Here is a 10,117-nt window from a genome sequence, read left to right as displayed (position 1 = left end):
ATATTGAAAATAATATCTTTACCAAACTGAAAATTCTGACCAAAGGCGTAGTTCAACATCTGATGCCAGGACGGATCGAGATCCACAATCATACTGCCGAACCGAGACATCACCATGTAGAAGGAAACAAGAACCAAGATGCCAAGTGTGGGGAGCATCCGAACCCATCGAAAATCGATCATAGGCTTACTTTCATCTCGTTCCAGTTTAGAAACCAACCGCCTGACGTTCGTCCGTGGGTGCTTATAGCGCAAATTAGCCTATCCAGGCCAAGCCTTGAACTTCCATTTCGGGGCACCGCTCCCTACAAAGAGTTCACTGGACGCCCCCCGCACCCTCGGTAGAGAAGGGGCAGCATTGGGTCGATACCGGCTCTTGAGAGGTTTGGCGCGCGGATGATGATGTTTGAAACGCTAAAGCTGATGCGCCCGCATCAGTGGGTAAAGAATGCCTTCATTCTCGCCCCGCTGTTTTTCACCCCAGCCGCGCTGAAGAGTGAGACGATTTTCCAGGTCCTGCTCGGCGTGCTCTGCTTCAGCGCGCTCGCCAGCGCCATCTATATTCTCAACGATACGATGGACCGCGAGGCCGACCGGCAGCATCCGACCAAATGCAAGCGCCCGCTCGCGGCGGGCACCGTACCCTTGCCGCTGGCATTGGGGGTGATGGTGGTTCTGGCGACGGGCGGGCTTAGCCTCGCCGCCACGCTTTCCCCCGGCTTTCTGATGCTCAGCCTCGTGTATCTCGCGGTGAACCTCGGCTATTCGCTGGGGCTGAAGAAGATTTCGATTCTCGATGTGATGCTGGTCGCCCTCGGGTACGTCCTGCGCGTTTTTGCCGGGGCGGACCTCATCGGCGTGCGCGCGTCGGAATGGATCATCGTCTGCACGGGCCTCGTGTCGCTGTTTATCGCCCTGGCCAAACGCCGCGACGATATTGTGAAGCAGCTCGACAAAGGCCACCGCAAAGCGCTCGCCGGGTACAATCTGCCGTTTCTCGATACCGCAATTGCGATGATGCTGGCCGGGCTGCTGGTCTCCTACCTGCTTTATACGGTGGAAGCGGGCATCCATAACCTCTATCTCACCACGCCGTTCGTGATTATGGGCGTGCTGCGCTATCTGCAAATCGCCCTGGTCGAGGAACGGTCGGGCTCGCCGACGACCATTGTGCTGACCGATAAATTCCTCATCGGCAATGTGCTGGCCTGGATCGTCACCTTCGGAGCGCTGATTTATGGCCGTTGACGCCAAAAGCCTGACCAAGGGCAAGCTGCGCCGATTGGAATGGATCGTCGTCGGCACCATTGTTGCCTTCGCGGCGGGGCTGGTTGCGGTTGGGGCCTATGTTGGTTTCGAGAAGGTTTGGACGGCAATCCAGCGCGTGCCGCTCAGCGTCATTCTCGCGCTGCTGGGCCTATCGGTGTTCAATTACGCTTTGCGAGCCTTGCGTTGGCATTGGTTTTCGCAAGGCTTGGGGCTGAAGGTAGGCCTTGGCTTCAATATCGCCGTCTTCATCGGCGGTTTTGCCCTCACCACGACGCCGGGCAAGGCCGGGGAAGCGCTACGGCTCTGGGTGTTAGAGCGGGCGAAGGGTGTGCCCTACGCACGCGCCACGCCTTTGTTCCTGGGCGACCGGCTCTCGGACATGGTGGCGATCATGCTGCTCTGCCTCGCCTCCTTGGGCGCGTTCAGCGGCTATGCCGATGTGACCTTGGGCATTGCCGCCGGGCTGCTCGTGCTGATGCTGCCGTTCCTGCGCCCAAAAACCCTGCTGTGGGTGACGAATGCGCTCTACCGCCTGTTCGGCGGGCGCGCGCCGCGTCTCTTCGCCAAGATTAGAGCGGCCCTGCGCGAGACGGCGAAGCTCTTCACTTTCCGGCGCTTCGGCGTTGGATTGGTGCTCGCCTTGATCGGTTGGGCGGCGGAGGCTTGGTCGTTTCAACTGCTGCTCCAGGCCGTCGGCGGGCCGGAGGTGAGTTTTCAGCAAGCGAGCTTTGTTTTCACTTTCGCCCTCATCGCCGGAACGATTTCGATGCTGCCCGGCGGCCTCGGCGGGGCGGAAGCGGTGATGCTGCTGTTGCTGACCTCGCTCGGGTTCGAGGGCGACGCGGCCCTGGCGGCCACTGCCATCATTCGCCTAACGACACTGTGGTTCTCCACGGCCTTGGGCTTTATCGTACTGCCGTTCCTGCTCGCGGCCCTGCGCCGACCGAGGGATGGGGCGTCATCCGCGTCGGGAGACCTGTAATGCGCAGCAAAAGCTTGGCTTTGTCCGGCTGGGGCCGGTTTCCCCAGACAAAGACGGCGGCGTTCCGGCCCGAACGGATGAGCGAGGTTGCGGCCTGCCTGAAAAGCGACGGCACGATGCTGGCGCGGGGAGCCGGGCGCTCCTACGGCGATCAGGCGCTGAACAGCGCGGGCGCGGTGCTTCTCACCGAGCGGTTGGACCGTTTTCTAGGATTGGAAACCGGGGATGCGCCACTGCTGACCGTCGAGGCGGGGGTAAGCTGGGGGCGATCCAGCGCCTGCTGATTCCGCGCGGCTTCATGCTGCCGGTCACACCGGGCACCGGCTTTGCTACCGTCGGCGGCGCGATTGCCAATGATGTGCACGGCAAGAACCACGATGCGGACGGCAGTTTCGGCGCGCATATCGCCTGGATCGACCTGCTCACCGCATCGGGCGACCTGCGCCGCCTAACGCCGGAAGAAACGCCGCGCGAATTTTGGGCGACGGTCGGCGGCGCGGGGTTGACGGGGATTATCCTGGCGGCGGGCTTGCGCCTGCTGAAAATCCCGAGCAATGCGGTGAGCCTAAGCGAAGAGCGCATGCCCGATCTCGCGGCTTTCCTCAACGGGCTGCGCGCTGCCCGCAGCGCCGCGCGCTTTTCGGTCGGCTGGATCGATGCGCTGGCCAGCGGCGATCGCATCGGGCGCGGTATTCTGGAAACCGCCGATCTATCGCCCGAGGGCGTGCCCGTAACGCCGCGCAAAACCAAAGCGATTCCGGTCAACCTGCCGAAATTCTGCCTGTCGCGGACCAATGTGAAACTGTTCAATGCCGCCTATTACCACCGCATCCCGCGCCAGGGGCGGCAGAGTTTGCGCGCGATTGAGCAATTCCTCTATCCGCTCGACGCACTGGCCCAGTGGAATCGGCTGTACGGTAAACCGGGCTTCAGCCAGTTCCAGGCCGTGATTCCCGATGCCGCCGCCGAAACCGGCTTGCGCGCGCTGTTGAACGCCGTGAGCCAAGGCGGTAGCGCCTCGTTCCTCGCCGTGCTGAAAACCCTCGGGGCGGAAGGTCAGGGGCTGCTGTCCTTCCCGCAGCCGGGTTTCACTCTGGCGCTCGATCTGCCGCGCCGGGCCGAGACTGGGGCGCTGCTGGACCGGCTGGAAGCGATTACGCTCGATCACGGTGGCCGGATTTATCTCGCCAAAGACTCCGCCCTGTCGGCGGCAGGCTGCGCGCGCATGTATCCCCGCTTGGCGGAGTTCCAACAGATTGCCGCCGAGATGGACCCGGAGGGTAAATTCGCCTCCGACCAATCGCGCCGCCTTGCGCTTCGGGGAGCATAAGCATGGGTAAGCCCCTTCCAGTGATGACCGACCGCACTTGGCTTATTCTCGGTGCCTCCTCCCCCATCGCCCGCGCCTTCGCGCGCCTCGTCGCCGGGCAAGGCGCACGGCTGATTCTGGCCGGACGCGATACCGACGATCTCAACCGCAGCGCCGCCGATTTGCGCTTGCGCGGCGCGAGTGCGGTCGTTGTGGAAAGTTTCGATGCGGAGGATATGGCCAGCCTCGACGCGTTGGCAGCCTCCATCCCCCATCACGCCAGCCCCGGCGGGCTCGATATTTTCCTGGCTTTCGGCCTGATGCCCGAGCAAAAGGCAATGGAAGCCGATCCGGCTTTAGCGTTGCGCTGCCTCACCGCTACCTTCACGGGCGCCGCGCGGCTTCTGCTGGCGCTCGCGCCGATGCTGGAAGCAGGCCATGCGGGCCGGGTGATCGTGCTGGGCTCGGTCGCGGGCGACCGGGGCCGCTTCAGCAATTATATCTATGGCTCGGCCAAAGCCGGGCTCGCGACCTTCTGTTCGGGCTTGCGGGCGCGGCTGTTCCGCAGTGGCGTGACGCTAACCTTCGCCAAACCGGGCTTTCTCGATACAGGCATGACCTGGGGCCTGCCGGGAATCTTCTACGCCGAAAGCCCGGAGCGGGCGGCGGCCACCCTCTTGCGCGCGGCGCTGAAGGGTAAAGAGGAACTCTATGTTCCCGGTTTCTGGGCGCTGATTATGCTCATCATCCGTTCGGTGCCGGAGAAGATTTTCAAGAAGCTCTCGATTTAAGGCGTGCGGGCAATTTCTGGAGCGGGCGCTCTGGTATATGGCGTCAACAAAAGCCATATTTCAAAATCATGTTATCGCCCCCTCGCGGGGCACGCCGCTCGCAAGGATTGGACCCCAACATGCGCCTGACGCGGTATACCGATTACGGGCTTCGAATCCTGATTTACCTCAGCCTGAAACCCGATGGCCTGTCGACCGTTCCTGAGATTGCGGGCTGCTATGGGATTTCCGAGCATCATCTGACCAAGATCGTCGGCGAATTGGCCCATCTCGGCCATATCCGCACTGTGCGCGGCCGCAACGGCGGCTTCGAGCTGATCCAGAAACCGCAAGAGATCAACATTGGTCGGCTGGTTCGGGCGCTTGAGGATAATTTCGATCTGGTTGAATGTTTCCAGGCCAGCGGGAACACTTGCCCGCTCACCGCCTGCTGTCCCCTCGGCGGCATCCTCGGCGAAGCAATGAATGCCTTCCTGCTGGTGTTGGAGCGCTATACCCTGGCCGATATCATCGTTCCAGCCTCGCCGATGGCCCGTGCCCTGAACCTCGGCGTTCCCAGCCTATCGCCGTAAAGAACGCTCCCAAGGGGGGAGGTTTTTTTTGTCATGCACAAAGCTGTATTTAATATATGTCTTAAAAAAAACCCTTTTATGAGATGCATCTCAGCTAGACCTTTTTAACTGAGAGTGTTCCATGCTGCCCCCCAAACGATTGCCGTCGTCAAATCCAACGCGCCTATCATGCGTATCCACGGCCTCGCCATCGTCCTGCGCATGTATGATTTGCTGCTGCGCGATCCGAATATCCGCACGATCTTCGACCTCACGCACCAGCGCGACGGCACGCAGCCGCGAGCGCTGGCGCAGGCGGTGATTGCCTATGCTGAGAATATCGATAATCTCGCGGCGCTTGGCCCGGCAATCGAGCGTATCGCCAGCCGCCACGCCGCCCTTAATATCCAGCCACACCATTACGACGCGTTCGCCATCGCCCTCCTTCAGGGCGTCCGCGACATTCTGGGCGATGCCGCCACGCCGGAGATCGTCGCTGCCTGGACGGAGGCTATCGGCCTGTTGAAGACCATCTTCACGACGCACGAAGAAGAGATTTACAAAGCCCGCGCGACCGCCCCCGGCGGATGGCGCGGGTACCGGCGCTTTAAATTCGAATTGATCGTCCCGGAAAGCAGCAGAATCAGCAGCTTCTATCTCGTCCCCGCCGATGGCCAACCGCTTCCCGCCTTCCAGCCGGGTCAATATCTGACCCTCAAGCTCGACGTGCCGGGCTATGGGCCGTTGCTGCGCCATTACTCGCTATCGTCCGGCGCGGTTCAGTCGAATTTTTACCGGATTTCGGTCAAGCGGGAAGATGCTCCGGAGGAGGGGATAATGCCAGGCTTAAGCAGTAGCTACTTGCACACTATAGATACCCCTGGCCTGCTGATCGACGTAGCCCCGCCCGCCGGCGTTTTCACCCTGCCGGACGGCGAGCGCCCTTTGGTTCTAATCGCAGGCGGGGTTGGCATCACGCCACTGTTGAGCATGTTAGAAAGAATTGCAGCGACGCAGCCCAACCGAATCGTCCATTTCATCCACGCCGTGCGCAGCCACGCGCATCACGCCTTTGGACGAGAAGTGCGCGACTTCATCGGCAGGCTTCCACAGGGCCAGGCCCATATCTTCTATGAGAAAATCGGCCCGGAGGCAAAATTAGGCACCGATTATCACCATATTGGCCGGGCCGATCCCGCTTGGATTGCCCAAAACAGCAAGGCTTCGGAGGCGCTCTACCTCGTCTGCGGCCCGCGCGGGTTTATGCGGGCGACGATCCAGGGGCTGCTCGCGCAAGGTATCGCCCCCGACCGGATTCTGTATGAGTTCTTCGGCGCAACCGATGAGGATTTGCTGACCATCCCGGCGCTGGCAGCCTAAAAAAAAATGGCGGGGGATCGCTCCCCCCGCCATCGTCTCAGAAGGGGCTTCGCTTAAACCGCGAGGCCCTTTTCCATCGGTAGAACCCGAACGCGCTTGCCGGTCGCGGCCGCCACGGCATTCGCCACCGCCGGACCGATGACCGGAACGCCCGGCTCGCCGATCCCCGTGGGGGCAGCGGTCGAGGGCATAATATGCACCTCGACCTTCGGCATTTCATCGATGCGTAGCGGCAGATAGCCGTCGAAGTTCAGCACCGCCACGCGCCCCGCCTCTAACGGCAGCTCTTCGCGCAGAATCGCGCCGAGACCGAAGCCGACCCCGCCTTCGATTTGTGCCGCGATCTGATCCGGGTTGACCGCGACGCCGCAATCGACAACCGCGACGACATTTTCCACCTTGAAGCCCTGCTTTTGCAGCGTGATTTCGGCGACCATCCCCACCATCGTGCCGAAGGATTCATGCAGGGCGATACCCCGGAAGCGCCCGGCGGGCAGCGGCTTGTCCCACCCGGCCTTCTCGGCCAGTGCATTCAGCACGGCCAAGGGGCGCGGGTGGTCTTTGAGCAACTGCCGCCGCAGCGCCACCGGGTCTTGCCCCGCCGTGCGCGCGATTTCGTCGATCATGGTTTCCATCGCATAGGCCGTGTGGGTATGGCCCACCGACCGCCACCACAGCACCGGCACCGGCGATTGCGTGTTGGTCACTTCGACGCGAAAGTTCGGTAGCGCGTAGGGCGATTGGGCTACCCCTTCCACCGAGGTTGCATCGACGCCGTTTTTCACCGCGAAAGCTTCTAACGGCGTGCCGATCAAGATCGATTGGCCGACGATATGGTGCTGCCAGCCGGTAATCGCGCCCTTAGCATCGAGCCCGACTTTCACCTGATGCAGCATGAGCGGGCGATAGCGCCCCCCGGCCATATCGTTTTCCCGCGTCCATTGCAGCTTCACCGGGGCGCGGAAGTTGATCGCTTTGGCGGTTTCCACCGCTTCGGCAATAATATCGCCATCGATCACCGCGCGCCGCCCGAAGCCGCCGCCGGTTTTCATGACGTGCAGACGCACTTTATCCGGCGTGGTTCCGGCGATTTTGGCCGCGAGGCCTTGATAGAGGTCCGGCATCTGGTGCCCGCCCCACACTTCCAGAACCTCACCGTCTTTCCGCACCACCGCGTTCAGCGGCTCCAGCGCGGCATGGGCGAGATAGGGGAACTCATAGGTGGCTTCCAGGGTTTTGACCGCGCCCGCGAGGCCGGTCGCCGCCGAGCCGCGCTCTTCCACCAAGGTTCCCGGCTTTGCCGCCAAGGCCCGATAATCGGCCATGATCTGCGCTGAGCCGCGCTTTTCCGCCTTGCTCTCGTCCCAGGTCACGACCAGCGCCTCGCGGCCCTTCATCGCCGACCAAGTATCCTTCGCCAGCACGACGACGCCGCGCGTGATCGTGACGACATCCGTGACGCCCGGAACCGCCTTCGCCGCGGTGGCATCGACCGATTTCAACGTCGCGCCGAACAAAGGCGGGTGCAGAATCATCCCAACCAATTGGCCGGGAAGCTGCACATCAATGGTGTAATCCTGCTGGCCCTTGGCTTTGATCGCCGAATCGTAACGACGGTGCGCGGCATTGCCGATCAGCGTCCAGCGATCCGGGGATTTCAGCTCGACGCTGGCGGGCAAAGCCTCTTTCGCCGCCGCATCGGCAAAAGCCCCGAGCGGGGCTTTCTTACCGCTGGCGTGGGAAAGTTGACCGTTCTCAACTTTAATCTCCGCTGCCGGAACGCCCCAGGCTTTCGCCGCCGCCGAGACCAGCAACGTGCGCGCCACGGCCCCGGCTTGCCGGTAGCGAACCCAGGACGAGGCAATGCCGCTGGAGCCGCCCGTTCCCTGCATCGCCCCGCCCCAGGTGACATTGCCATAGGCTTTGATATCGCCCCAGGCCCCCTCGACCGTTACCAGCGACCAATCGGCGCCCAGTTCTTCGGCAACCAGCGTGGCGATGCCGTTATAGATGCCCTGGCCCATATCCATATGGGCGGCGAGCACGGTGACCTTATTGTCGGGCGTCAGCCGAATATAAGTCGGGAAAGGGTTGGACAGCGCGGCTGCCGCCTGTGCTTTCACCCCAGGCGCGGGCATGCCAATGCTGAGGCCCGCGCCCGTTACGGCAGCGCCGATCAGAAACTGCCGCCGCGACGGGCGAAACCAGGCGGTTTCGACAGTCGGTTGCGGAGCCTTGGGCTCACTTAATCGATGAAAATGCATCAAAGCCTCCCTATGCCAGCGCTTTGGCGGCGTCATGAATCCCGGCGCGGATGCGCTGATAGGTGGCGCAGCGGCAGAGATTGCCCGCCATCGCGCTATCGATATCCGCATCGGTCGGCTTTTTATTGTCGGTGAGCAGCGCCACGGCGGCCATCACCTGACCCGATTGGCAGTAACCGCATTGCGGCACGTCCAGCTTGGCCCAGGCCGTCTGTACGGCGGTTGCGACCGGGCCGGAGACGCCTTCAATGGTGGTAATCTTCATGCCTTCCGCGGCTGACAGCGGCGTTTGGCAGGAGCGCACCGGCTGCCCGTCGATATGGACCGTACAGGCCCCGCACTGGGCGACGCCGCAGCCGAATTTCGTGCCGGTCATCGCGAGATGATCGCGCAGCACCCACAGCAGCGGCATATCGGGATCGGCCTCGACCGAATGGGTCTTACCGTTAATCGTTAATTGCATGGAACCCTCCAAGCTCGAACCCAGATTGTATGGAAAAAGCCAGTGCGGTTAGGGAGTCTTCCCGTCCGCGCCAAACTGTTTGAGGTAGGCGATAAGATCGCTGATCTTCTGTGCGTCGCGCAGCCCGGCGAAAGCCATCGTCGTGCCGGGGATCGTTTCGCGCGGGTTTTGGATATAGGTACGGAAGATCTCCTCCGTCCAGACTTGGCCCCAAGTTTTATTCGCCGCCGAATAGCGCGCGCCCTCGACCGAGCCGGATTTGCGCCCGAACAGACCGTTCAAATTCGGCCCCGTCAGGTTTTTCGCGCCAGGGCCGACCTGATGGCAGGCTTTACACTGAACGAAGATTTTTTCACCCGCTGCCGGATCTTGGGCAAAGCTGGCCGAGGCCAATGCACCAAAAACCGCCGCCAACGCTATGATGCGTGGTTTCATTCCGCTGTCCTTCGTCTTTGAGAGGAACGTTTCGTTTTGACGCCGAAAAGAGATTTTTTGGGAGATTAACAGAGTAATTTAATAGAATATGGCGCGGTTAACCGCGTTCAGTAACCATAACTCAGCGGCACCCTTCGACGCAAGGGCAACGTAAGACCTTCGCTCAAAGCGCCTGTTCCCGGCGGGTTTGTGCCGAATCCCAGCACAAACCCAGCCAAGCGGTGAATATTAACGCTGCGGCGCGGTAAGTTGCGCCATAACGGCCATCGGCGATAGCTGCGCCTTGGCCGCGAGGGCGGCGACCGTATCGATACCACTCACATCGGCAAAGCCCGCATCCCGCAACCGTCGAAGGGCTGAGGCTTCATCCAGTCCCAAAACCGGCGCAAGTTTGGCGATAGGGGCTTTCTGGGCGGCCATCATCAAGGCAATGGCAGGGTTTCCACCGGCGGGTTTGCTTAAGCCCGCATAGACGAAAGGCACCGCCGCGAGAAAGCAAACGGCAAGACTGATCGGCATTGCCCGCCGCCGGAAGTAATTCACAAATCCGGGCCAATTGCGCCAAATGTGAACAATGACCGGAACCAATAAGACGAGAGATAAAATCTCATGCATTTCCCGAAACAGATTGGTCCCAAGGTGAAAATAAAGCGCAAGTCCCGAGATCGTTGAGA

At 61.5% G+C, this 10,117-nt stretch carries 12 protein-coding genes; 7 read left to right on the top strand and 5 right to left on the bottom strand.

The genetic code is table 11. From position 1 onward, the window contains the following. Nucleotides 1-254 (bottom strand): hypothetical protein (locus tag VZ95_RS26865; RefSeq protein WP_232302560.1); only part of this gene is annotated, 254 nt, incomplete at its 3' end. 141 nt (nt 255-395) lie between these two features. On the opposite strand from VZ95_RS26865, the gene VZ95_RS08695 reads away from it, so the two are divergent. The 7 genes from VZ95_RS08695 (at nt 396) to VZ95_RS08670 (ending at nt 6,281) form a co-directional block, all read left to right on the top strand. After that, nucleotides 396-1,247: a decaprenyl-phosphate phosphoribosyltransferase gene (locus VZ95_RS08695; protein ID WP_045775499.1), complete on the top strand. Its 852-nt coding sequence runs from the start codon at nt 396-398 to the stop codon at nt 1,245-1,247. Next, nucleotides 1,237-2,250, top strand: a complete 1,014-nt coding sequence (locus VZ95_RS08690; protein WP_052711614.1) for a lysylphosphatidylglycerol synthase transmembrane domain-containing protein — start codon at nt 1,237-1,239, stop codon at nt 2,248-2,250. Before VZ95_RS08695 ends, VZ95_RS08690 begins: the two co-directional genes overlap by 11 nt. Beyond that, nucleotides 2,250-2,534, top strand: a complete 285-nt coding sequence (locus tag VZ95_RS26860; RefSeq protein ID WP_052711613.1) for an FAD-binding protein — start codon at nt 2,250-2,252, stop codon at nt 2,532-2,534. Before VZ95_RS08690 ends, VZ95_RS26860 begins: the two co-directional genes overlap by 1 nt. A gap of 14 nt (nt 2,535-2,548) precedes the next feature. Beyond that, nucleotides 2,549-3,580 carry an FAD-binding oxidoreductase gene (locus VZ95_RS08685; RefSeq protein ID WP_052711612.1) on the top strand — a complete coding sequence of 344 codons (1,032 nt, stop codon included), beginning with the start codon at nt 2,549-2,551 and terminating at the stop codon, nt 3,578-3,580. A 2-nt stretch (nt 3,581-3,582) separates the two neighbouring features. Further along, nucleotides 3,583-4,350, top strand: coding sequence for an SDR family NAD(P)-dependent oxidoreductase (locus tag VZ95_RS08680; protein ID WP_198148176.1), 768 nt, complete (start codon nt 3,583-3,585; stop codon nt 4,348-4,350). 119 nt (nt 4,351-4,469) lie between these two features. Beyond that, nucleotides 4,470-4,922: an RrF2 family transcriptional regulator gene (locus VZ95_RS08675; protein ID WP_045775498.1), complete on the top strand. Its 453-nt coding sequence runs from the start codon at nt 4,470-4,472 to the stop codon at nt 4,920-4,922. 168 nt (nt 4,923-5,090) lie between these two features. Beyond that, complete coding sequence (locus VZ95_RS08670) at nt 5,091-6,281, top strand: globin domain-containing protein (RefSeq protein WP_045775502.1); 1,191 nt, start codon at nt 5,091-5,093, stop codon at nt 6,279-6,281. A 53-nt stretch (nt 6,282-6,334) separates the two neighbouring features. Here the strand turns inward: VZ95_RS08670 and VZ95_RS08665 are convergent, their stop codons facing one another. The 4 genes from VZ95_RS08665 to VZ95_RS08650 form a co-directional block, all read right to left on the bottom strand. Further along, entirely contained in the window at nt 6,335-8,545 is a 2,211-nt protein-coding gene (locus VZ95_RS08665) for a xanthine dehydrogenase family protein molybdopterin-binding subunit (RefSeq protein WP_084627667.1), read from the bottom strand. Between the two features lie 10 nt (nt 8,546-8,555). Then, entirely contained in the window at nt 8,556-9,008 is a 453-nt protein-coding gene (locus tag VZ95_RS08660) for a (2Fe-2S)-binding protein (RefSeq protein WP_045775497.1), read from the bottom strand. Nucleotides 9,009-9,056: 48 nt separating this feature from the next. After that, complete coding sequence (locus VZ95_RS08655; protein ID WP_045775496.1) at nt 9,057-9,443, bottom strand: c-type cytochrome; 387 nt, start codon at nt 9,441-9,443, stop codon at nt 9,057-9,059. Nucleotides 9,444-9,671: 228 nt separating this feature from the next. Continuing rightward, the gene (locus VZ95_RS08650; RefSeq protein ID WP_232302559.1) at nt 9,672-9,962 is read right to left on the bottom strand and encodes a hypothetical protein; all 291 of its coding nucleotides are present in this window, start codon (nt 9,960-9,962) and stop codon (nt 9,672-9,674) included. Between the last annotated feature and the right edge of the window lie 155 nt (nt 9,963-10,117).

It is taken from the genome of Elstera litoralis, assembly GCF_000963705.1.
Classification (GTDB): Bacteria; Pseudomonadota; Alphaproteobacteria; order Elsterales; family Elsteraceae; genus Elstera; species Elstera litoralis.
This window is presented reverse-complemented; position numbering and strand designations above follow the sequence as displayed.

Coding starts and splice junctions, on each gene's coding strand:
- VZ95_RS08695 (WP_045775499.1), top strand. CDS start 396: ATGATGATGTTTGAAACGCTAAAGCTGATGCGCCCGCATCAGTGGGTA.
- VZ95_RS08690 (WP_052711614.1), top strand. CDS start 1,237: ATGGCCGTTGACGCCAAAAGCCTGACCAAGGGCAAGCTGCGCCGATTG.
- VZ95_RS26860 (WP_052711613.1), top strand. CDS start 2,250: ATGCGCAGCAAAAGCTTGGCTTTGTCCGGCTGGGGCCGGTTTCCCCAG.
- VZ95_RS08685 (WP_052711612.1), top strand. CDS start 2,549: ATGCTGCCGGTCACACCGGGCACCGGCTTTGCTACCGTCGGCGGCGCG.
- VZ95_RS08680 (WP_198148176.1), top strand. CDS start 3,583: ATGGGTAAGCCCCTTCCAGTGATGACCGACCGCACTTGGCTTATTCTC.
- VZ95_RS08675 (WP_045775498.1), top strand. CDS start 4,470: ATGCGCCTGACGCGGTATACCGATTACGGGCTTCGAATCCTGATTTAC.
- VZ95_RS08670 (WP_045775502.1), top strand. CDS start 5,091: ATGCGTATCCACGGCCTCGCCATCGTCCTGCGCATGTATGATTTGCTG.
- VZ95_RS08665 (WP_084627667.1), bottom strand. CDS start 8,545: ATGCATTTTCATCGATTAAGTGAGCCCAAGGCTCCGCAACCGACTGTC.
- VZ95_RS08660 (WP_045775497.1), bottom strand. CDS start 9,008: ATGCAATTAACGATTAACGGTAAGACCCATTCGGTCGAGGCCGATCCC.
- VZ95_RS08655 (WP_045775496.1), bottom strand. CDS start 9,443: ATGAAACCACGCATCATAGCGTTGGCGGCGGTTTTTGGTGCATTGGCC.
- VZ95_RS08650 (WP_232302559.1), bottom strand. CDS start 9,962: ATGCCGATCAGTCTTGCCGTTTGCTTTCTCGCGGCGGTGCCTTTCGTC.